Source organism: Roseomonas genomospecies 6, assembly GCF_008365375.1.
Taxonomy (GTDB): Bacteria; Pseudomonadota; Alphaproteobacteria; order Azospirillales; family Azospirillaceae; genus Azospirillum.
Genome location: NZ_QOKW01000009.1, coordinates 109,627 through 131,914 on the forward strand (window position 1 = coordinate 109,627; position 22,288 = coordinate 131,914).

Annotated in this window: 20 protein-coding genes and 1 pseudogene; 8 read left to right on the plus strand and 13 right to left on the minus strand. The window is 65.4% G+C overall.

What is annotated here, in order from left to right:
- The first annotated feature begins 244 nt into the window (after positions 1 to 244).
- The 4 genes from DS843_RS13740 to DS843_RS13755 all read left to right on the plus strand — a co-directional run bounded on the left by DS843_RS13740 (position 245) and on the right by DS843_RS13755 (position 5,961).
- Positions 245 to 1,294, plus strand: coding sequence for a hypothetical protein (locus DS843_RS13740; protein WP_149469456.1), 1,050 nt, complete (start codon positions 245 to 247; stop codon positions 1,292 to 1,294).
- A 34-nt stretch (positions 1,295 to 1,328) separates the two neighbouring features.
- On the plus strand, positions 1,329 to 2,441 hold the full coding sequence (locus DS843_RS13745; protein ID WP_149469457.1) for a hypothetical protein: 1,113 nt from the start codon (positions 1,329 to 1,331) through the stop codon (positions 2,439 to 2,441).
- Positions 2,442 to 2,728: 287 nt separating this feature from the next.
- Positions 2,729 to 4,141 carry a hypothetical protein gene (locus tag DS843_RS13750; protein WP_149469458.1) on the plus strand — a complete coding sequence of 471 codons (1,413 nt, stop codon included), beginning with the start codon at positions 2,729 to 2,731 and terminating at the stop codon, positions 4,139 to 4,141.
- A gap of 14 nt (positions 4,142 to 4,155) precedes the next feature.
- A complete protein-coding gene (locus DS843_RS13755; RefSeq protein ID WP_149469459.1) occupies positions 4,156 to 5,961 on the plus strand; it encodes an acetate and sugar kinases/Hsc70/actin family protein in 1,806 nt (601 codons plus the stop codon).
- A 456-nt stretch (positions 5,962 to 6,417) separates the two neighbouring features.
- Here DS843_RS13755 and DS843_RS13765 read toward each other — a convergent pair whose 3' ends face one another.
- From DS843_RS13765 to DS843_RS13805, 9 genes and pseudogenes are all read right to left on the minus strand, one after another.
- Positions 6,418 to 7,239, minus strand: a complete 822-nt coding sequence (locus tag DS843_RS13765; RefSeq protein WP_149469460.1) for a hypothetical protein — start codon at positions 7,237 to 7,239, stop codon at positions 6,418 to 6,420.
- 333 nt (positions 7,240 to 7,572) lie between these two features.
- Entirely contained in the window at positions 7,573 to 7,809 is a 237-nt protein-coding gene (locus tag DS843_RS13770; RefSeq protein WP_149469461.1) for a hypothetical protein, read from the minus strand.
- Entirely contained in the window at positions 7,797 to 8,783 is a 987-nt protein-coding gene (locus tag DS843_RS13775; RefSeq protein WP_149469462.1) for a hypothetical protein, read from the minus strand. Before DS843_RS13775 ends, DS843_RS13770 begins: the two co-directional genes overlap by 13 nt.
- Before the next feature lie 196 nt (positions 8,784 to 8,979).
- Positions 8,980 to 9,213, minus strand: coding sequence for a hypothetical protein (locus DS843_RS13780; RefSeq protein ID WP_149469463.1), 234 nt, complete (start codon positions 9,211 to 9,213; stop codon positions 8,980 to 8,982).
- A 353-nt stretch (positions 9,214 to 9,566) separates the two neighbouring features.
- On the minus strand, positions 9,567 to 10,529 hold the full coding sequence (gene trxB, locus DS843_RS13785; protein ID WP_149469464.1) for a thioredoxin-disulfide reductase: 963 nt from the start codon (positions 10,527 to 10,529) through the stop codon (positions 9,567 to 9,569).
- A gap of 117 nt (positions 10,530 to 10,646) precedes the next feature.
- Positions 10,647 to 11,051, minus strand: a pseudogene (locus DS843_RS13790) (NAD(P)/FAD-dependent oxidoreductase); the annotation flags it as partial.
- A gap of 203 nt (positions 11,052 to 11,254) precedes the next feature.
- Complete coding sequence (locus DS843_RS13795; protein ID WP_286192086.1) at positions 11,255 to 11,926, minus strand: 2OG-Fe(II) oxygenase; 672 nt, start codon at positions 11,924 to 11,926, stop codon at positions 11,255 to 11,257.
- Between the two features lie 13 nt (positions 11,927 to 11,939).
- Positions 11,940 to 12,596 (minus strand): 2OG-Fe(II) oxygenase, encoded by a 657-nt coding sequence (locus DS843_RS13800; RefSeq protein WP_149469465.1) that lies wholly within the window; start codon positions 12,594 to 12,596, stop codon positions 11,940 to 11,942.
- A gap of 164 nt (positions 12,597 to 12,760) precedes the next feature.
- Positions 12,761 to 13,750 carry a mitochondrial fission ELM1 family protein gene (locus DS843_RS13805; protein WP_149469550.1) on the minus strand — a complete coding sequence of 330 codons (990 nt, stop codon included), beginning with the start codon at positions 13,748 to 13,750 and terminating at the stop codon, positions 12,761 to 12,763.
- Positions 13,751 to 13,914: 164 nt separating this feature from the next.
- Here DS843_RS13805 and DS843_RS13810 point away from each other — a divergent pair, with 164 nt between their 5' ends.
- Positions 13,915 to 14,466 carry an Lrp/AsnC family transcriptional regulator gene (locus tag DS843_RS13810; protein ID WP_149469466.1) on the plus strand — a complete coding sequence of 184 codons (552 nt, stop codon included), beginning with the start codon at positions 13,915 to 13,917 and terminating at the stop codon, positions 14,464 to 14,466.
- A 220-nt stretch (positions 14,467 to 14,686) separates the two neighbouring features.
- Positions 14,687 to 15,628 carry a dienelactone hydrolase family protein gene (locus DS843_RS13815; RefSeq protein ID WP_286192087.1) on the plus strand — a complete coding sequence of 314 codons (942 nt, stop codon included), beginning with the start codon at positions 14,687 to 14,689 and terminating at the stop codon, positions 15,626 to 15,628.
- A gap of 23 nt (positions 15,629 to 15,651) precedes the next feature.
- Here DS843_RS13815 and DS843_RS13820 read toward each other — a convergent pair whose 3' ends face one another.
- The 4 genes from DS843_RS13820 to carB all read right to left on the minus strand — a co-directional run bounded on the left by DS843_RS13820 (position 15,652) and on the right by carB (position 20,722).
- The gene (locus DS843_RS13820) at positions 15,652 to 16,320 is read right to left on the minus strand and encodes a hypothetical protein (protein WP_149469467.1); all 669 of its coding nucleotides are present in this window, start codon (positions 16,318 to 16,320) and stop codon (positions 15,652 to 15,654) included.
- 92 nt (positions 16,321 to 16,412) lie between these two features.
- On the minus strand, positions 16,413 to 16,667 hold the full coding sequence (locus DS843_RS13825; RefSeq protein ID WP_149469468.1) for a hypothetical protein: 255 nt from the start codon (positions 16,665 to 16,667) through the stop codon (positions 16,413 to 16,415).
- Positions 16,668 to 16,914: 247 nt separating this feature from the next.
- Positions 16,915 to 17,388 (minus strand): transcription elongation factor GreA, encoded by a 474-nt coding sequence (gene greA, locus DS843_RS13830; RefSeq protein ID WP_149469469.1) that lies wholly within the window; start codon positions 17,386 to 17,388, stop codon positions 16,915 to 16,917.
- Between the two features lie 82 nt (positions 17,389 to 17,470).
- Positions 17,471 to 20,722, minus strand: a complete 3,252-nt coding sequence (gene carB / locus DS843_RS13835) for a carbamoyl-phosphate synthase large subunit (protein WP_149469470.1) — start codon at positions 20,720 to 20,722, stop codon at positions 17,471 to 17,473.
- Positions 20,723 to 21,043: 321 nt separating this feature from the next.
- Here carB and DS843_RS13840 point away from each other — a divergent pair, with 321 nt between their 5' ends.
- A complete protein-coding gene (locus DS843_RS13840; protein WP_149469471.1) occupies positions 21,044 to 21,862 on the plus strand; it encodes a PAS domain-containing protein in 819 nt (272 codons plus the stop codon).
- An 11-nt stretch (positions 21,863 to 21,873) separates the two neighbouring features.
- Entirely contained in the window at positions 21,874 to 22,278 is a 405-nt protein-coding gene (locus DS843_RS13845) for a hypothetical protein (RefSeq protein ID WP_149469472.1), read from the plus strand.
- The last annotated feature ends 10 nt before the right edge of the window (positions 22,279 to 22,288 follow it).

Genomic DNA, 22,288 nt, shown 5'->3' on the forward strand with positions numbered 1-22,288 from the left:
TTGCGGCTAGGCAGGCCAGGTAAGCCGGCCGACCTTCACGCCTTCGTCGTTACAGACCCAACCGTACAGGTGGAAAGCCGCCGTGCGCAGGGAGGCTGAAACGAGGCGAGGCAGTAGGAGGTGGCCGCGGGAATGGCGCTTCTTGAAAACTTTCTCACATCTTTCCGTGCTCTCTTATCCGAAGGATGGCGGCCCCCTTACAACACCGGCTGCCCTGCCGACGGAAACGATCACGGAGACGGGCATGGACACGGTCAGAGCCAGGATCATCGACGAACTCGTGCAGGTAGGGCTGTGGCTGGATCAAACCGCCACCGTCGCGTCCCGGCACAGCATCGTCGCAGCGCATCGGACCCTACAGACCAAAGGGATGCTCTTCGGTTCGCGGAATGCGAAGCGCGACCCCAGGGACGTGCCGGCGTGGCTGACGGACTTCCGTGCCGAGCAGCGCCTTGACGCGATCCACATCGGCGTTCGCTCCAGCACATCCGAGGTCATGTTGGTGACCGGGTGCCTGCCGGCGGACCTGCCTGACGATGTGCGTTCCGATTTCGCGACGTGCATCACCATGATGCCGGCTTGGCTCAGTGGTCCTCTTGGTCGCTCCCTGTCGGACGGAGACCTGCGTGTGGCCGTTCTCGACGCGGCCGCTATGGCCGCCCTGCCGCGTTGGTTGGCGCTCACCCTGGCGGACGCACGCTGGCATCACGCCGGAAGCGGTGTGCTGCTCTGCTGCGACCGCTGCATCCTCGCCACGTTCGGCGCACAGGACGGCTTGGATGTTGGCCCGCATTACGACTTCGGACCGTTGCAGGTGCCCGGTCCGGTTGCCGATCCGAAGAAGCGGGTGCTCGCAGAGGCAATCGCGTTCTATGAAGCGGTGGCCGGCGCTCTGTTTATGCGGGCTGGCGACGTCGCCGCCGAAGTCCTGCGGACCGCTCTCATGGACGACGGCGGTCGCATCATCGATCGTGCTTGGGACCGCCACAGCAGGACTTCCGGCCATTGGAAGAACTCTGTTGCGCATTGGATCGCTACGCAGATGACGGGTGGCATCGGCCCAGGCGAATACCCGCGCTGCTTTGCCGACAGCGTTCTTCGTCATCTGGCTGGCGGCTGTCGCTGCACCAAACCGGAAGCGTTGGCTCACGCCATCGTGTATGCGCTGACGGAAGACGGATATTCCTGCACACGCCACCGGGTTCAGGGGGCGCTGGAGATTGCGGCCGCGTGTTACATGACCTCCGACGAGACGGTTCGCAGCGCCGTCACGCATCCCGAGGGACACGCCTGATTGATAAGTGATGCAGAGATAGGCTGATGGCTGCTTGACGGCTAAGCACAAGCGCGGCTATGTGCAAGCCACCATGCCCTATATCGACGATCCTTCACAGCCATACGAATTGTCTGCTCGCAGGCTCAAGAACACGCCCGTCGAACGATGCTTGGCGTCGGGGCATCCCGACTACCGAATGATCGGTGATGGCCTCTTCGATGTCGTTGTAAACGGCCGTCGAATCGGTTTTCTCAGCGAGGGGAACTTTATGTTCGCCCTACTTGACGGCCGTCTCGGCTACATCTGCGAGCGCAATCCAGAAACCGACCATGTTGGACCCAAGTCGTTCAATGACAGAACTCCGTCAAGAACCACAAACGCGATGCGAGATTACTTGGGGCAGCAGTTCGGCGTGCGCAACGCGATCAACCTCGTGGCGGTGCGGGAATTTGCACAGCAAATGATTGCGCTGGACGCAGGCATTCACGGTGTCATGGACCCACAGGGAAGCCGTTTCATCACGAAGATGAAGGAACGTGTCCGAGACGGGCAGAGGGCATTGACGGCCCGCGGCGATCTGATTGTTCCCTGCGGGAAGCGTACAGAGGATGGACGGCTGCTGGTCGACGTCTACGCAGGCGACGCCCAGCAGCCCTTGGATCGCGTTCCGTTCAGTGAAGGTTTGGTTGCTACCGGCGTTGGCAGTGGACAGGTCGGGTTACAGCGTCTTCGGATTATAGAATCACGATACTACGCCGATGCCCAGTTGTCCCCTGCGGACCGCCACCGCATTGAACAAGTATTAGAAGCCGATGATCTGGAAGCACTGAGTAACGAGGCAGATTTCTTGGAGCGCGCACTCGACTACAAGGTAGCCGCTGTGACGTTCCTGGGCTCGTGGACGAACCATATCAAACGCCTGCAGGAGGTTCGCAATGCCGACCAGGTAATCAGGCTTGTCAACGCTGATGTCGCGAATGTCGACGAACTTCTCGATCGCGGCAACAATCTGATGCAACTGGTCGGGTGGAAGGAGGATCGTCAAACCGAAGTGCGCGAGCAGCCAGACCTTGCCGTCGCCGCCCGCCTTGCATCCGACATTAGAAGCCTGTTGGAACGGGCGGATGCCATCGTGCAGCGCAACTCTCAGGGCACCGACCGATAATGTCTGCTCATGGACGATGACCGAAGCGGACAACGCGGTCGCACGATCGAAAGGTTAAGCACTGCCGCCTCGGTGCCTTCCAATGATGAAGGCACCAGTACCTGTTCAGGTCGGTATCGTCCAAGATAGACCGACGTACGCACTAACGCAGTGGATGTCCTTGCCACTTGTCAGATCGCCTATTTTGTTCCCGCCTTGACCGTCCAACCATCTCTGCGGGCAACGTTTGCGCCCAGGCCGCGATCGGTGTAGCGTTCTCTTGGCCGGTGTGCATTCGGAAGCGCTACATGGTAGATGACGAAGACTTCGGAACCCTAATTGAAGCCGGGACGGTAGCGGAGCGGTGGGACGCCGCGCGCCGGTTGATGGCGCGCCGCAAGCATCTGGAAGCGGCGGCCTCCCCCCGGTTTGATGAGGCACTCTCGTGGCTCGGGCATGCGGTGACACAAGGAACCGAGATCGATCGGTTGCTAGCCGTGGATGTGCTCGTCCGCATCGGCAACGCCGTCAAGACGCGGGCTGGAGATGTTGAACGGGCGCTCCGTTCGGCACTGGGTTGCCCGTTGCCATCTTTGCGAGTGCTGGACGCGGCCGCACTCCCCCCAGCGGCTAAGGCGTCGGAGGTGCGCGAGAATGTCGTGGGGGCGCTGAAGTTTGCTCCCGACGGGTGGGTCTTCCCGTGGCTCATCAGTACACTGGCCCAGGAGGAGCGGTCGGCACGTTGTCGCGCCGAGGCATTTGATCGACTGGTGGCGTGTGAACCTCGCGTCGAGGTCTGGCTCGATGCGTTGGCTGCTGAGGACTGGTCGCATGTCAGAGAAAAGGGCAACGCCGGTAAGACTGCCGTGCAGCGTGCGCGGGACATCCTTGCGGCCTTCAGCGACGCGATTTCCCGCCATCGGCGACAGATTGCCGTTGGCGATGCGACAGGCATCGCGCTGCAGGCTGTACTTCGTGCCATAGCACCTCTGTCGCCGAATGCGCAGGCTCCGGCCGGCATCGACGGGGCAGCGATCGCTACGGCCAGTGCCGTAGATGGTTTGATCGCTGCCCGAATAGATCTTGTAGCCGAAGCCGATACGTACGCGGTTCTCGAAACCGTGTGGCGGTGGTGGCGGCCCCTTCCGTATCCGGAAGCCGTGGCCGAAGCGATGCGTCCGGTCGCGATGCTGATCGAAGGAGCAATCCGGCTCCGAGCCGGTCTTGGTCAGCGGTCAGAAGGTCTTGCCCAGCGTCTGACGCAGGCTCTTGGATCACAGAATGCGTCCCGCGCGGCTCTTACTACCCTCGCTGATCGAAGCGTTGGGCTATCCCCAGACGTCGATGATTGGCTGCGCGGTATCGAGCGAACGACTTCGTCAGGAGGCGACTCGACAGCGCTCGACCGCGTCGCCAGCCGTGACATCCTCGCCGCTCTGGCCCCCGTCTTCTCTGATGCCGTGCAGGCTGAGCGCCTCAGATGGCCAACGGATCGTCTCAAGGCGGTTGCCGTGGCAGTGGGTCGGCTCGGACGATCATTGGCGCTCGAAGAGGAAGGTGTTGCCGGCGAGCCAGTCGAGTTTCGCCCGGCCGTCCATGAGACCGTGGACGGTGTGACGCCACCAGATCCGAAGGTTGTGATTGTAGAGCCAATGATCGTGCGGCGGCGGCGGGACGGCGGAGCAGACGTGCTCAGGAAGGCTATTGTGCGTCAGGCGTAACCGAGGGGGAAGGAATGGGCTTAGAAAACGCGCGGGCCGTGGTGTCCGCGTTCCTCGACCGATTAGAAGTGTTAGATGACCGCCGACTGCGGTTGCCCGATGGCGTTGTTTCGCGTGGTGACTTCGAGGCGCTGGCGGTGCTCGCAGACTATGCGCGGTCACCGTGGGGCATGGTTGACGGAGATCAGGTCCCGGCGTCGGCAGACCCGGAAGCCCCACCTACCCGACGTCCGAATATTTCCGTAGTGTGGAACGGTTCCGATGGTCCGCCCGAGGATGAAATTCGGTTGTGCCTGGATTTCGGGACGGCAATGTCCAAGGCGTGGGCGACGGGACCAAATGATACGACCGTCTTTCCTTTAGTCCTGGGCGCCGCCGCTGGCGAAGGCGATTCGCTCGCGCTGCCTTCCGTCATCTACATATCCGACCGCGGCAAGGTCTTCGTGGGCAGGGATGCCGAAGACCACTCGATCGTTGATGCGAACCCGTCGCGTTCGCGCTTTGAAAACATTAAGCGTTTACTGACCGAACGCAACGTGGGAACAGATCTCGACGAGGTGCGCGTTGCTCCATCGATTGATCCCACGGGACTGCTCTCCGAAGGTGATCTTCTCACCCTGTTTCTTGCGCGGCTGATTGATCTCGCACTCGTTGCACTGGAAGACCTTGTGGAAGTTGCGGATGATGCCGCGCGCCAACGGTTGCGACGAGTCAAGCGTCGTGTAGGCATTCCCTGTTTTGCGGATGCCGTGGACGAAACGGCAAAAGGGAGTGGCAGAGCAGCCTGGGCAGAGGGTGTGTTGCGCCGCCTCATACATCGAGCGCAGGTGGTTGCTGACACTCTACATGGTCGCTGGGGCGATCTGGACACAACGTCGGTCAGCGCGGTCATGGAGGCCGTTCGAAGCGGAGAACGTGAACACGACGCCAATCTGGCATGCGCGGACTTTGCCGTCCGCGAACCGATCGCCGCTGGCGCATCGCGGTTCTCGGCTTCCTTCGGCTCGGCAGTGATTGGATCCGAAGGATCAAACGTACGCCCTCTGTTCATGGTCGTGGACGCGGGTGCCGGCACCACTGACTTCGCCATGTTTCAGGCGATGGGGCTCGAAGGCGGCGGCTTCAAGTATGGCTTGCTCAAGCCGACCGTCCGCATGAGCCGGATCGCAGGTAACGCGGTTGACGCCATTGTCCTTGAGGAAATGTTCAGGGTCTGCGGCATTGATCCGATTACTGGTCGACCGCGCACTGATGACGATTTTCGTTACCTTCTGGCGGATGCGAGAAACCAAGTCAGGGACGTCAAGCGTGACGTCTTCATGAACGGTTTCACGGAGATTGTGCTGAAACCAAATGCGGAAGGAGTAGTCCAGCGCGAGGCGATCATGTCGCACGCGAAATATCAACAGTACATTTTGGATCTAACCAGGATCCGCGACAGCATCGTTGATGCTGCTGTCGACAGTCAGTTTGCTGAACTGATCGCGGACAGAAACCTGCGGCAGGGGCCGGCGCTTATCCGCGTAGTACTGACGGGCGGTAGCGCCGCACTGCCTCTTATTCGAAACCTCGCCTCGGGCGAGATCGAGGTAAAGGGAGCGCGGTTCAAGTTCGGTGAGATCGAGGTTCTGCCGGGCTGGGTGAACCGCCTCGAACGCGATATGTCGCAGTTGGTTGCATCCGGATTTGCTCAAAGCGCGGTCGCGATCGGAGGCGCTGTTCCTGTGCTTCCGGAAGAACTTCGGGATCTTCGGGCGGTCGTCAGCCCTGCGCTGCCTGGAAAGCGCGTCCTTGAGCGTTATCCCGTAAAAGGTGTGTGAACAAGCGGGGGCGGTTCTCGGGCGGGGCAGCCCGCCACTCCTCGACGACACGCTCCCTCAGAACGTGCCTGCTCCCGGAAACGAAGGAGAGCGGCGCCTTGCGGTGCCGCCCCACCAACCTTGCCTGGACGCGACGCGGTGCTGGCCTCGAACTGAACGTGGTGCACGATGGGGCCGCGCGACATGACGAGGTCGTAGCCATCATCGAACTCGCTGCGCATCACTTCGACATCCACCAGTCTGCGGCGCCACAAATCGCGGAGAGCGTCACCGATGAACACGTGCTCGATGATCCGCTCCCGCAGCGTCGAATGCGTGGAGCGGAGCGGGTTCAGCCGCTTGCAGGATTTCGTGAGGCGGAGTGGTCAGAGGCCGGGGCCATCCGACGTTGTTGCCGTCGCCCAGGTCGTCCGTCTCCTCTTCGACAAGGGCGATGACGGTAGTGGCGGAGTCGGATCAGAAACTGTGCAGCACCTTCCGCGCTCGCGTGTCGTAGAGCACGATGCACTCGGGGGTTAGGTTGACGGCGTGCGTCACCGTGGTGATGTCGACGGGATTGCTGATGGTCGGGTTGTTGCCGTCGTAGCCGGTCAGCAGGAAGGGCGTATTCAGGCCGCCGATCACGAGCACGCGCAGATTGCCCTTGGTTGCCCGCGCCTCGTCGACCGACATGTTGAACGATCGCGACCACCCCGACGACGGCCAGGCAGCGGCGTCGAGAATCGAGTTCGACCTTGCGACGGCGACGCCGCCGTTGCGTTGAGACAATTTGATCACCTTGCGCTTGGCGCCGTAGGCGTTCCCCCCGATGTACGAATCCAGGTCCTGCGCGATGACGTCGGTGACAAATACGGTGTGGTAGGACGAGCCGATGCCGCTGGCGCTGTCGCTTGCCCGACTGGTCTGTACCGGGCTCGGTGTAGCGCTGACGGTGAGCATCTCGCGGTCAGCGTCGTAACGCGCGTGCTCGGCTTTTACCGGCACCGATACGATGACGGACTCGGATCCGGTCTTCGAGCGCAGGGCGGCCTTGATGATCGACGCCTGCCCGTCGATCCGGCTGCGGTAAGCGGCCGTGGTCTCGAACTCGTCTTTCTGCGACTTCTGGGCGGCCAGCGTGCGCAGCAGGTCGGGAATGGACGTCATTCGGCGCGAGCCGGACTCGACGAACTCCTGGCACGCCGACCTGTTTGCCGATGCGGTGGAGGATGACGCCGCGTACGTGGCCTTCGGTTCGGAAGGGGTGAAGGTGGTGGCCGGAATGGCCGAGGCGGACACAGGGGTGTCGCCTGGCGAGCATGCGGCACCATTCATGGTATATGTGCTACCGGTTAGGCCGGAGCGGCAGTACGCAACGCTGCCACGGTTTGTCGCTGGCCCCGTATAGGACAGCCACGGCGAGCGGTTGACCTGCTGGCATCCTGCAACCAGCATTGCGGCAGCCAGGGCCATGAGGGCAGCGCCTGACGACAGGCGACGACACGACAACATATTCGCTGCTCCCCCTTCACCATGGCATCATCCAAGAATACAGGTGAAGGAGTCATGTGCAACTGATGCTTGGCATTGCGGCGGATTCTTCCCGGAACGCCTCAGCACTTCGAGCACCGCTCACACCGCGGCGATCGACATCTGGACGCCATAAGCGGCGCAGATGCGCCCAGCCTCCTCGGGGTGCTGCCGGCCGACGTCGAACAGGTGGATCCGCCGGTGTCGGTCGGGCCAGTAGGTTCCGTAGCAGAGCACCTGACCAAGGGCATGGCTCCAGAACCGACCAGCCTTCACTTCGACGATCTCCTCCTTCGTCAGCAGGTCGCACCAGCCGCCGCCGCACTTCACCTCGCGCACCGCGCCGATGCGTTGCGCTTCACGGTCGCGGAAAAACGCCTCCCGCTGGACGGGGGCATCCGCTGCAGCACCTGCCGGTCGGCGCTCACGCGGATAATGGTCGGCACGGTGTCGGCGAGACGTTTCGCGCGGACCTCGCCCGGCGCAGCCGGAGCGGGCGCGTTCAGTGGTTTCGTGGACTGCTTCGCAGCCGGCGTCTTCGTCTTCGGCACCACGGCGGCGGCCGACGTCGAAGGCATGGCCGGCAGATCACCGGCAACGAGATCCCGCAGCGACCGCGGGCCGCGGTACGGGACGGCGGAGAACGCCGCTTCCGCTGGGGCTTCGACGCCACGAACCACAGCGCCGACGTCGGCCACCGGCGCGTTCGACGTCGCGCTGGTCGGCGACGCATCCGTTGCCGGCAGATCCGACGTTACGGGCACCGACGTCGCTGTGCCGGGTGCGGGAGAAGCCGCGTTTCCGTCCAAGGCGGGGTCGCCAGCCTGCGTGGAGGGCGCCGCGCCGCCTGCCTGCTGTTTGAGCAGCCATGCTTGGTATGCGGCCCGCCGCTCGCGCTCGCGGATCGAGTAGGGTGATGGCCTCGGTGACGACTCGTCTGCGGGTCCGACCGCGCTCGCCGGCGACCCGGACTGTAAGGCGAGATACTCCTCGATACGCTTTGCCGCCTCCAGGCGCCGAATGCGATCGGCTTCAGCCGCAGCCCGTGCCCTTTCTCGGTCCTTGACCTTCTTCTCGGCGTGCCTGGTATCGTCGGCCTGCTTGCGCGCCTCCTTCAGTGCCTTGCGCTTGGCTTGCTTCTCCGTCAGCGTGGATTTCGGGGGAGGACGCGTTCTGCCCATCAGCCGAATACTCTGCGCCGGCGCCGCGTCGTTGGGCGCGCGCACGTCGTCGGCGCCGCGCTTTCGAATGACCTCAATCTCCAGGATGGAGGAATGCCGCTTGCGCTTCGATTTGGACTTGGCCTCGGGCATGATTCCGTCCGCGGCACGACGTAGGGCTCTCGAACTCGATCATTGCCCAATGTCGTGTCAACGGCAACGCTGGTTCAGCACATTGTCGAGGGCGAACCCTTCCGGCGCAATGTCGAGGGATGGCTGCCGTCGGAAGGGTTTCAGGCGCCAGCGCGCACCGGGCAAGGGAAAGACCGGCGCTTTGACGTGAGTCCGTTCACGCGATCGGCCGCGGCCTCGCCGGTCCCAGCCGATGAACCTCAACCCGCACCATCTCGCAGGCGAAGCCGTCGGCGCGCAGCATGTTGAAGGCATCGCCAAGGTCTTCCGCCGGCGTCACCGACAACGCTGCGTCCCCTTCCAATCGCTGCTGGTCGCGCAGCACCGCCATCGCGCGCTCCGCGTCGTCGGGCTGGCGGAGTCGGATCACCGGGATCGTCATGTTCGTCATCGTGGTATCCGCTCCCGATTCGGCGCCGGGGTCTCAACCGCCGCTTGGCCCATCAGGCAGCCTCATTCGCTCTTGCCGGTCCGCCGATCTTCCTGGCCAACCTTCTGAGCGATTGCCCTCAAGGCATGCCCGCTCCCTGGAGCGCAGGAGGGCGGCGCCTCGCGGCGCCGCCCCACCAATCGTCGACGGCCATCGGGTTCCCACCCTGTACCGTGCTGAACATGGTAACAGGCGAACAAGTGCGATCAACCCCGCCAAGCGTCGTAGAAATATCCTAGGCGGGGTGAATTCCGGACCGGCTGAGCCGGTCTGGAAGAGGGGCCGGCTATGAGGCCCCTCTTGTTCAAGCCTGGTTACGCGATCACCTGCGAAGGCATCCGCTCGGTTTCCGCGAGCCACTTCTCGGCCTGGAGTGCCGCCATGCACCCCATGCCGGCCGCAGTGACTGCTTGGCGGTACACCTTGTCCGCCACGTCGCCGGCCGCGAAGACACCAGGGATGTTGGTCTCCACCGTGCCGGGCTTGACTGCGATGTAGCCGTCCGAGTCAAGGTCGATTTGGCCCCGAAAGAGTTCGGTCGCCGGGTTGTGACCGATGGCGACGAACGTGCTGAAGACGTTCAGATCGGAGAGTTCGCCGGTGTCGATCCGACGAAGACGCAGACCGGTCAGCCCCGTGGCCTCCGAGCCGAGGAATTCGTCCACGACTGTGTTCCACCGCACTTCGATCTTCGGGTTCTCAAAAAGGCGGTCCTGCATGACGCGCTCGGCGCGTAGGCTATCGCGGCGGTGGATCAACGTCACCTTCGAAGCAAGGTTCGACAGGTACAGCGCCTCCTCCACGGCGGTGTTGCCGCCACCGATCACCGCGACTTCCTTACCGCGGCTGAAGGCGCCGTCACACACCGCGCACCAACTGATGCCGCGGTTGCAGAGGTACTCCGGCTCCGTGCCGAGTTTCCGCGCCTGCGCCCCGGTGGCGATGATCACGACGTCAGACTCGTACACGTCCCCGCTGTCGCCCTTGCAGATGAAGGGACGCTTCGAGAAATCGACTTCGGTGATGATGTCGAACATCATCTTCGTCCCGACGTGCTCGGCCTGCTTCTGCATCTGCTCCATCAGCCACGGACCCTGCACCGCCTCGGCAAAGCCGGGGTAGTTCTCGACATCCGTCGTGATGGTCAACTGGCCGCCAGGCTGCAGGCCCTGGACCAGGATGGGGTTGAGGTTCGCGCGCGCGCTGTAGATCGCCGCGGTGTAGCCGGCGGGACCGGAACCGATGATCAGGACCTTGGTGCGGTGAGTCTGGGACATGTCGGGCTCGTCAGTATGTCGGGCAAGGGAGGGCTGGGCTCAGTATGCGATCCAGTATGCCAACTAATGGCAAACCCTTGATTCAACATACGCAGTATGCGGCGGTAGGGGCCATTCGCTGACGCCGAGGCCGCGGTAGACCTCCTCGCTGGGGATGCCCAGCCAGCGGGCCTGCGCGCCGGTCGCGATGATGACGCTGTCGGCGGTGTAGGTGTCGCCCGAGTCGCCCTTGCAGACGAAGGGGCGCTGGCTGAAATCGACGTCGGTGATCAGGTCGAAGACCATCTTGGTCCCGACATGCTCCGCCTGCTTCTGCATCTGCTCCATCAGCCACGGCCCCTGGATGGGGTCGGCGAAGCCGGGATAATTCTCGACGTCGGTGGTGATCATGAGCTGGCCGCCCGGCTGCATGCCCTGCACCATCAGCGGCTGCAGGTTGGCGCGTGCCGCATAGATGGCCGCGGTGTAGCCGGCGGGACCGGCGCCGATGATGAGAACCTTGGTGTGGTGGGTGCTGGGCATCGCTTTGTCCGTCACGATCTCGTCTGAAGCAGACCATAGGGCCGAGCCGAACATATGGTCCATATCCGACGCGCTGTCATCGGAAAGCCTGCCATGCCGGGCCATCATGGGGAACTTCGGCGAATGCCCGATTCTTCACCACAGAGACACGGAGGCACAGAGGGAGAAGCATGCCGCCCTTTGTGCCTCCGTGTCTCTGTGGTTCATCCCAAACCGCCCAAGGAACGTCCGGGACGGGCGCCCACCCGGTTCTTGACCCAGGCGCCGACGCGGTGGCGCCACTGTTCGTGCCAGATGTAGACGCTGTTCCTGACCCAGTTCATCTGCACCGCCCGGCGCCGGCCCTCGAAGGAATGGTGCCCGTGCCAGGAGGTGTCGCAGCGGCGGAAGCACAGCAGCGTGCCCTCGTCCGGCGGAACCTCGACGGCGTAATCCTCCAGGTCCGGGCTGCGCAACACGCGCAGGCGCCCGCCCGACGCCTCCCAGGGCGGGTTCATGTAGATCAGGACGGTGACGATCTTGCTGGCCGAGTCGGGGTGGATTTTGCCGTCGGTCGCCCGGCACATCCCGCGGGCGGTGAACATGGTCGGGTAACGCGACAGGTCCAGCCCGAACTTCTCCGAAAAGGCGCGGCAGACCGCCTCGCCCCGCAACTCCGCGATCAGGGAATCGAAAGCCGGACCCTGCGGGAAGACTCCCAAGGGGATGGAGCCGGGCTTGTCCACCTTGGGATAGTCGCGGTGCAGGGCCTCCAGATGGTCGCGCTTCACGAAGCCGGGGACGCAGAGGAAGTCGAACGGATCGTTCTGAAGCGGGGTGGCCCGGAAGCGGTCCAGGTCCAGCATGGACGGGGGCATGGACGGGGGCATGGACATGGGGCGGTCTCCCTCAGGCCACGGGCGTGTCGGGAAAGGCCAGCTCGTGGCGGGCGCGCCATTCCGCACCGACATAATTCACGATGATCGACTTGCGCACCCCCCGGATCGGGCGCGGCGCGAAGCCGTGCCAGGTGTCGGCCCCGGGGATGAAGACCAGCCCTCCGTTGAAGGCGTAAGGCGCGCGGGTGGTGATCTTGCGGGACGCGTCCAGCACGTCGGTGCCCCAATCGGCGCAGTCCGGCCCCTTGGAGAGATAGATCAGCATCGTGAACTTCTTGACGCCGATGTCGGTGTGCGGCTCCAGCCAGAAGCCGTCGGTGTCCTGGCAATATTCGATGCGCAGCGAACTGCCGGACAGGTCGACGCCGCAGGTTTGCCGGATCGCCTCCGTCACCGCCCGCCCCTGGAACGCCGCGGCGACCGCGTCGCAGACGGCGTGCTCCGCCCGGCTTTGAGCGCTGAAGTAACGGCGCGTCGCGTTGTTGGTGTCCCGCTTGCCCAGGCTGCCGCCGACCGGCGGCGGCTCCCAGGGCAGGGCGGCGATGCCGTCCGCGGCCTCCTCCGGAAGCGCCCGCGACAGGAGCCAGTGACGATAGGGCTCATCCTTGATCAGCGCGTTGCCCAGGCAGCGGATGAAGGCATCCTGGACCGCGTCAGGCGAAGGCATGCGAGAAAGTCCGATGCATCCCGGTGGTAAAGGTGAATTACCATGCGGCGGCACACGCGCTAAATGAATTAATGTTCATGAACCGCGTGAAAGGATTCGCCTCTGAACGGTCAAGTGTAGAGCGGTGGGATGCGGCGCCGCCGCGCCGGTGTCTGTTCCTGAACTCAGGTTCCATGCTTGGCGCGGTGGGCCAGAAGGCGGTGGCGCAACTCTTCCGCGACTTGCCGGGTGTCGTCCAGCGTGGGGTAGGTCCAGTGCTCCAGCGCGCCGGTGAAGGGCCGGGTGATGCCTTCCCTGTAGAGCCCCTCGTGAAACGTGCGGAACTTGGGCGAACCGCCCTCCAGTTCGATCACATAGACCGGCTTGCCGGTGGAGCAGGCTTCCGACGTCATGGACACGCTGTCGCAGGTCACCACCACCGCGTCGGCCAGTCCGAGATAGGCGAAATAGGGATTCTCGCCGGTGCCGTCCCACACCTCCGCCGGAAGGCCGTTCAAGCGGGCGCGCAGGATCGCCTCGTTGTCGGCCCCGGTGCGGCGCGACGGGGTGACCATCAGCCCGGCGCCGTTGACGCGGGCCAGTTCCGACAGCTTTTCCGCGACGTCGCCCATGATGGTCGGGGTCAGGGCGTAGACCCCGTTGGTGCCGCCGATCAGCACGGCGACCCGCGGGTGCGGCAGATGGGCGAGGCGGGGGGCGTGGCGCTCCGCGGCGTCGGCCAGCAGCCGGGGCGTCACGCGGTGCAGGGCGCCGCGGGTGGCCATGACGTTGGGGCCGCGCAGCCGGTCGTGGCGGGGCACCACGACGAGGCCGAAATGGCGCGGGTTGATCTGCGGGTCCTGGATGTAGACCGTGAAGGTCCGCCCGCGCGACAGCTTGGCGGCGGCCAGCAGCGGTGCGATGGCCTGACGCCCGGACCCGATCATCAGGTCGGGCCAGGGCGCGCGGATCGGATCGCCCTCCGGCCCGGCGGCGAAGCGGTTGCCCAGCCGCAGGAACGGGCTGAGCTGGCGCCAGGGGCTGCGCAGCCGCACGCGCTTCACGACGGGGGTGAGGCCCAGCGCTTCGGCGAGGCCGATGCACTGGTTTTCCATGCCGGGCTTGCCGTCCGACACGACCCAGCACGAAAGGAAACCGGAAAGGGTGGAATGCATCGTCACACGGATTGTTCCTGGGTGCGACGGGTTGTCGCGTCGGGGATGGATGCATGGATGGAAAGTTTTTCCACCGGCACCGGTAAGGGTTTCTTGCTTGGCGTGGGTGGCCTCACCGTGTAATATCCTTTCTTCAGATCACCCCCGGAGCTACCGAGTAAACCATGCGGCGGGTCAAACTCGACCGAATTGACCGGCGGATTTTGCGCGACCTGCAAAATGATGGCCGGATGACCAACGTAGAACTCGCGAGGCGCGCCGGCATTTCTGCCCCTCCGTGTTTGCGGCGTGTCCGCGCCTTGGAAGAGGCGGGCTTCATCCGCGGCTATCACGCCGACATCAATCCCGACGCGCTCGGGTTCGGTGTCACCGTGTTCGCCCAGGTCGGCCTGTCCAGCCAAGCCGAAGTGGACCTAAAGAAATTCGAGGAACTCGTCAACTCCTGGCCCATGGTGCGCGAGTGCAACATGCTGGCCGGCGAGTATGATTTCCTGCTGAAGATCGTGGCGGAGGACTGGGACGACTACCAGCGCTTCCTGACCACGAAGCTGACGGCGGCGCCCAACGTGGCGCACGTCAAGTCGGCCCTGTCGATCCGCACGTCGAAGCACACGCCCGGTGTGCCGATCGACGTGGACTCGCCGGACATCCCCGAATCGCTGGAGGATGACGACGAGGACGAGGACGAAGCCTCGGCCCGCCTGGCGCGCCGCTGACGCGGCTCCGCTCCGGCGCACTGTCTTCCGGACAGCCGGCGACGCACCCATGAGTTGGGTCGTGTTGCCGGCTGTTTGCGTTCCGGCATACGCTCCCTGCGCTGTGTCCTGGCGCGAAAGCGGATGCCGGCCCGCCTTCGCAGGCGCGATGACATCCGCGGCGACGGTGCTAAACTCGCCCGAGTCGACACCGCCGAACCTTGCCCGTGACCGGGAGACGATGATGGTCTCACCCCGCCGCCGTACCCTTCCGCCGCGCGCCCACCGGACCTACGCCGGGTTCCCGGCGCTGGCGCTCGCCGCCGCGCTGTCCCTGCCGTTCCTTTCCGGCCCCGCTCCGGCCCATGCCGCCGCGCCGGGTGTGCATGCGGAGGAGATCGTCCGCTTCCCCTCGCTCGACGCCGACCTGACCAGCGGCGCGCCGACGCCCCTGACCGGGCGTTTCCTGCGCCCCAAGAGCGGCCCCAAGAGCGACGGCCCTTATCCCACAGTCGTCTTGCTGCACGGGTGCAGCGGCCTCTACGCCAAGACCGGACGGGTCTCGGCCCGGCACATCGATTGGGCGCTGACCCTGCGTGCCCAGGGCTATGCGGTGCTGATGGTGGACAGCTTCGGCCCCCGCGGCGTGGAGGAGGTCTGCACGGTCAAGGACCGCCCCGTCCGCGCGACGGAGGAGCGCAAGCGCGACGCCTGGGCGGCGCTGGCCTATCTGCGTGCGCGGGGTGACGTGGACGGCGACCGGATCGCGCTGATGGGCTGGTCGCAGGGGGCGGGCACGGTGCTGGCCGCCTATGGGCCGGGAGGGCAGGGGAACGGCTTCCGCGCCGCAATCGCCTTCTATCCCGGCTGCCGGACGCCCCTGAACGACGCCGGCTGGCAACCGGAAGGGCCGCTTCTGATGCTGCTGGGCGGCAAGGACGAATGGACCCCGGCGGAACGCTGCCTGGAGCTGGCAAGCCGGGAGCCGGTGAAGGAGCGCACCGAGGTGGTGGTCTATCCCGACGCCCACCACGGCTTCGATTCCCCGCATTCGCCGCTGCGAAAGCGCCACAATCTGGCGACCGCCCCGGCGGGCGAAGCGACGGTCGGCACCGACGAGTCCGCCCGCCGGGACGCCATCGAGCGGGTCAGCGCCTTCCTGGCGGAGCGACTGCGGGGATAGGGGGCGGTGGTGGCCGGTCGCGGTCAGGCGCCCGGTTCGACCTGCGGAAAGGGATAGCCGCTGCCAAGAAGCGCTTCGAGCAGCAAGGCGAGCGAATTCGGCGAGTGCGTATCGTAACGCAGCGAATTCAGCAGATAGGTGGACAACCCCATTGCCCGTTCCATCGAGCGCTGGCGAAGCCGCCGGAATTCCGACCGGGTCGCCGAAACCGACTCGGCGGGCTGACCGGAGGTCGTCATGTTGAACAACGCGTCTTCCGACCGGTAGATGATGCTTTTGGCCACATGATAGGCCGCGTACTCGTTGAGAAGCAGCACGAGGTCCCGGCGCTGCGCCCGCTTCTTCACCGCATCCAAGGCGGCGGCATCGTGGGTGATGCCCAAGCGATTAAGGGTTTCCGAAATCATCGTGAAGTTGACGAGCCGCAAGGGCTTCAGCCGGGTGATCCAATAAGCGAAGTGCCCGGCTTCCTTGTAAAAGTTGGGAAGCGCTACCGGTTGTGTCGGATCGTCCGAACCGGCTCCTTCGCCGCTCATGTTGTATTCGCGCAGCGTCACAGACGCCCGTGCGGCGCACTCGTGGATGATCTTGGCGTCCTGAATGATGTAGTAGACCGGGTGTTCCTTGGCCATCCGGTCCACAGCGGCGCTGATCAGCTCGGACAACTCTTTGAAATAAATGCCATTGGACACAGCAGATTCGCCCTTACGCGGCGGCGGGTCCGTAAACGGGCCGGGACAAAATGTACTTGAAGAATGTAAGGCGCGCAGACCGGCTGCGCTGCTCAGTCGTGAGCGGAGCTGGCGCGAGCGAAAGCGGCCAACTCCTGGTCCAGAAGGCTGTCCCGCTCATTGCGGCGTTCCGCTGCGGCAGCCACACTGATGCCAACGAAGCGGCGCGAGTTCGAAAAGGGCGACAGCACACGGGCCAGCGAAGCGTCGTCGAGACCTTCTTCGTTGAGGACGATCACGTTCGGGCACAACGGACGCGGTGATGGCTCCGTTGTCGCTTCATCAGGCTTGGTGACTGTGCTGCTCATGAAGGTGCTCCAAACTCGGACGCGCTTTCATACGGGAAACGCGATGGCTTGTCCAGATTGTCAACCCAAATGCGAGTAAGAGCCGCCAAGCTCACCAAGGACTCAAAGCCATCCTGAATCCGATGCACGCGCGCGTCAAGGCAACATCTGGCCTATTCGTGCAAACATGTTCGATCCGAAAAAGGTTCGGACCGTTGCGGAAGGCCACAGTGATGGAGTGCGGCCTTCCGCCTTGGTGCAGAAGAGCTTACTTGAACGCGACGGTGACGATCTCGTAGACCTTGGAACCGCCGGGGGTGGAGACTTCCACGCTGTCGCCGACCGACTTGTTGATCAGCGCGCGGGCCAGCGGCGCCTGGATGGACAGCATGCCGTTCTTGATGTCGCTCTCGTCCTGGCCAACGATCTGGTAGGTGATCTCTTCGTCGGTGTCCTCATCCGCGAGCGTGACGGTGGCGCCGAACTTCACCGACTTGCCGGACAGCTTCGTCGGGTCGATGACCTCGGCGCGGCTGATCTTGTCCTCCAACTCCGCGACGCGGCCTTCGATGAAGCTCTGGCGCTCGCGCGCGGCGGTGTATTCGGCGTTTTCCGACAGGTCCCCGTGCTCACGCGCCTCGGCGATCGCCTTAATGACGTTGGGCCGTTCGACAGTCTTGAGGTGCTTCAACTCCTCTTGCAGGCGGTTGTATCCCGCCGCAGTCATTGGAACTTTTTCCATCGTTCAATCCATCACCATGCCGACGCAGCGCCCTGGGAAAGCTACGGCGCGGCGGAGGAGGTCCGCCGCGCCGTAAACCACCCTAATAGGAACCGCTAAGGTACGACTGCAACGGCGCGACTTCAAGGCTGCCGTTCCGGAGTGCGGCAATCGCTTCCACCGCCGCGCGTGCACCGGCCATGGTCGTGTAGTAAGGCAGGTTGTAGGTCAGCGCCGTGCGCCGCAGGCTGAAGCTGTCGGACAGGGCCTGCGCGCCTTCCGTGGTGTTGATGACCAGATGCACTTCGCCGTTGATCATCGCATCGACGATGTGCGGCTGGCCTTCCACGACCTTGTTGATCGACTCCGCCGGGACGCCGGCCTGGCGCAGCGATGCCGCGGTGCCGGTGGTGGCCAGGACGCGGAAGCCCATGCCGTGCAGCTTCTGCCCGATCTGCACCGCCGACGGCTTGTCCCGCTCCTTCACCGAGATGAAGACGGTGCCCTGGACCGGCAGGGTGACGCCGGCGCCGAGCTGCGACTTGGCGAAGGCCAGCGCGAAGTTGTGGTCCAGGCCCATCACCTCGCCCGTGGACTTCATCTCCGGGCCGAGCACGATGTCCACGCCGGGGAAGCGGGCGAAGGGGAACACGGCCTCCTTCACGGCGGTGTGCGGCGGGGTCGGGCCGTTCAGCGTGAAGTCGGCCAGCGTCTCGCCGGCCATGACGCGGGCGGCGATCTTGGCGATGGCGGTGCCGGTGGCCTTGGCGACGAAGGGCACCGTGCGGCTGGCGCGCGGGTTGACCTCCAGGATGTAGACCGTGCCGTCCTTCACCGCGAACTGCACGTTCATCAGACCGACGACGTGCAGGGCGCGGGCCAGCGCCTCGCCCTGGCGGCCGATCTCCGCGATGGTCTCGGCGGGCAGCGAGTAGGGCGGGAGCGCGCAGGCCGAGTCGCCGGAATGGATGCCGGCCTCCTCGATGTGCTCCATGATGCCGGCGATGTAGACCTGGCCGGTGGCGTCGGCCACCACGTCCACGTCCACCTCGATGGCGTCCTGCAGGTAGCTGTCGATCAGCACCGGGTTCTTGCCCGACACCTTCACGGCGGTGCCCATGTAGCGCTTGAGTCCGGCCATGTCGTGGACGATCTCCATCGCGCGGCCGCCCAGCACGTAGGACGGGCGGATGACGACGGGGAAGCCGATCCGCGCGGCGACCGTCTCCGCCTCCTCCAGCGACCGGGCGAGGCCGTTGGCCGGCTGGAGCAGGTTGAGCTGGTGCAGCAGCTTCTGGAAGCGCTCGCGGTCCTCGGCGAGGTCGATGGCGTCCGGCGAGGTGCCCAGGATCGGGATGCCGGCCTTCTCCAGCGCGTCGGCCAGCTTCAGCGGGGTCTGGCCGCCGAACTGCACGATGCAGCCCAGAACCGTGCCGTTGCGCTGCTCGACGCGGACCAGCTCGATCACGTCCTCGGCGGTCAGCGGCTCGAAATACAGGCGGTCGGCGGTGTCGTAGTCGGTGGAGACCGTCTCCGGGTTGCAGTTGACCATGATGGTCTCGATGCCGGCCTCGCGCAGCGCGTAGACGGCGTGGACGCAGCAATAGTCGAACTCGATGCCCTGGCCGATGCGGTTCGGCCCGCCGCCCAGGATGACGACCTTCTTCTTGTCGGTCGGGTCCGATTCGCACTCGGCCTCGCCCGTGCCGTCCGCCTCGTAGGTGGAATACATATAGGGCGTGCGCGAGGCGAACTCGGCGGCGCAGGTGTCGATGCGCTTGAAGACCGGCGTGACCCCGGCGGCGCGGCGGGCCTCGGCGACCTCGGCCTCGGTCTTGCCGGACAGCTCGGCCAGACGGGCGTCGGAGAAGCCCATCTGCTTCAGCTTGATCCAGCCGTCCTTGTCCGTCGGCAGCCCGCCGCCGCGGATCGCCTGCTCGCGGTCCACGATGGCCTTGATCTGCTCCAGGAACCACGGGTCGTACTTGGAGACCTGCTGCACCTCGGCGATGGAGAAGCCGTGGCGGAAGGCCTGGGCGATGACCAGCAGGCGGTCGGGCGTCGGGCGGGCCAGCGCGCCGCGGATGGCAGCGGCGTCCGGCGTGTCGCTGTCGCCGATGCGCACTTCGTTGAAGCCGGTCAGGCCCGTCTCCATGGAGCGCAGCGCCTTCTGCACCGACTCCTGGAAGGTGCGGCCGATGGACATGGCCTCGCCCACCGACTTCATCGAGGTGGTCAGCAGCGGCTCGGTGCCGGCGAACTTCTCGAAGGTGAAGCGCGGCATCTTCGTGACGACGTAGTCGATCGTCGGCTCGAAGCTGGCCGGGGTGGTGCCGGTGATGTCGTTGGTCAGCTCGTCCAGCGTGTAGCCGATGGCCAGCTTCGCGGCGATCTTGGCGATCGGGAAGCCGGTGGCCTTCGACGCCAGGGCGGAGGAGCGCGACACGCGCGGGTTCATCTCGATGACGATCAGGCGGCCGTTCGCCGGGTTCACCGCGAACTGGACGTTGGACCCGCCGGTCTCCACCCCGATCTCGCGCAGAACCGCGATCGAGGCGTCGCGCATGATCTGGTATTCCTTGTCCGTCAGCGTCAGCGACGGGGCGACGGTGATCGAATCGCCGGTGTGCACGCCCATCGGGTCGATGTTCTCGATGGCGCAGACGATGATGCAGTTGTCCGCCTTGTCGCGGACGACCTCCATCTCGTACTCCTTCCAGCCCAGCACCGATTCCTCGATCAGCACCTCGCCGACCGGGCTGGCGCGCAGGCCGCCGCGCACGATGTCCTCAAACTCCGCGCGGTTGTAGGCGATGCCGCCGCCGGTGCCGGCCAGCGTGAAGCTGGGGCGGATGATGGCGGGCAGCCCGACGAACTCCAGCGCCTCGGTCGCCTCCTGCATGTTGCGCACCAGACGCGAGCGCGGCGATTCCAGGCCCAGCTTGTCCATGGCGTCGCGGAACAGGATGCGGTCCTCGGCCTTGGCGATGACGTCGCGCTTGGCGCCGATCATCTCCACGCCCAACCGCTCCAGCGTGCCGTCGTCGGACAGCGCCATGGCGGTGTTCAGCGCGGTCTGGCCGCCCATGGTCGGCAGCAGGGCGTCGGGGCGCTCCTTCTCCAGGATCTTCGCCACCACGGCCGGGGTGATCGGCTCGATGTAGGTGGCGTCGGCCAGACCCGGATCGGTCATGATGGTGGCCGGGTTGGAGTTCACGAGGATGACGCGGTAGCCCTCCTCGCGCAGCGCCTTGCACGCCTGGACGCCGGAGTAATCGAACTCGCAAGCCTGGCCGATGACGATCGGCCCCGCGCCGATGATGCAGATGGATTTGATATCAGTGCGCTTGGGCATGGGTCCGCTTCTCGACGTTCGTGCAGCAAAAGCCCCCTCGCGCCATTGGCCCCTTTCGGGGCGCGGGTGTGAGGGGGCACGGTTCAATATGTCGTTGCGAGGCCCCTTTATAGGGAACAAGGCGCCCCGGGGGAAGAGGTTGGGTTGATGCGCGGGACACATGTCTGAAACATCGCCGGCGGGCGGCGAGGCGGGGCTTGAACCCGCGCCGAAAGGGCGTCATCAATCGGGGTGCGCCGGAAACCCGGCGTTTCCCGATCCTCGCCAGCGGGAGAAGCCCGCACACCCTGTCCCGACCGCCTCCGGAGTTCGCGCCCCACGATGACCCACGCCTTCGCCAAGGACAGCCGCGCCTGCGCCGCCTGCGTTTCGTGGGGGGGCGACCGCGCCCTGTCGGACGACAACACGCTCGTCCATGTCAACCGCTACAGCGTGGAAGGGGAGTGCCGGACGGCGACCAGCCAGGATTACCGGAAGGTCACGCGCTCCTACCACACCTGCCCCACCTGGGCGCCGCTGCCGATGCTGAAGAAGCATGGCGGGCGTCCGGAGCGCCAGCCGGTCTTCGCCACCCGTCCGGCACCACCCCAGGCATTGGCGCCGAAGGCGGTCACGGAGGCCGTGGCGGCGGCTCCTGCGGTTCCCGCGCCGGCCCCCGCCGCTCCGCCTCCGCCGGTCCCCGCGGTCTGCCGCTCGGAGCCGCTGGACCTCGACCAGATCCCGCAGATCGCCAGCCTGCTCTACGTCCATTGGCGGCGCGTCCTCCGCGGGCGCCCGATGCCCGAGGCCCGCGACATCGACACCGCGCAGATCCGCGAATGCGTGCCACGCCTGTGCCTGATGGAGCCGGTGCGCGGCGGCGAGGGCTTCCTCTACCGCGCCTGCGGACGGGCGGTGCAGCGCCGGATCGGCCAGCGCGTGGTGCCGCGCCCGGTCGGCGACTGCCACCCCGCCGAAGCGGCGGAGCGCTTCACCGCCGACCTGCGCGCCTGCCTGGAGACGGGGGAGCCGCGCGCCCTTCTGGTGCGCGACGACCCGATGCTGCCGGGGGGACGATTCGTCGAGCTTCTGCTGCCGCTGGCCGACGAGGACGGCCGCCCGGCCCGCGTGCTGGCCTACCGGCACGTACCGGGGGGCTGAGGGAGACGGCGGTGCCCTGGAGCGCGCAGCAACCCCCACCGGAACCGCCCCCACCGGAACCGCCGAAGCCGGCGCCCGGCGGCACCAAGCCGGCCGGCGGCGCCGACATGGTGGGCGTCTGGCCGTCCGCCGTGTGGATCGTGGTCGGCACGCTCTTCTATCTGGACAACCCGCAGACCTTCGCCGGCTGGAAGGGCGGGGTCTATTATGTGGTGGGCACCACCGTCGTGGCGCTGGTGATCGGGCTGGTCAGCCTGAACCTGCGCCGCGCCGTCGCCGGCATGCTGGCCGAGGTGTTTCCCCGGCCCGACCGCTTCACCGCCCTCGTCGGGTTGATGCTGCGGCTGATGCTGGCCGCGGCGGAGGGCATGCTGGTGGCTCTGCTCGCCCGCTGGACGCTGGGCGCGCTGGGATAGGCCGGTTTGT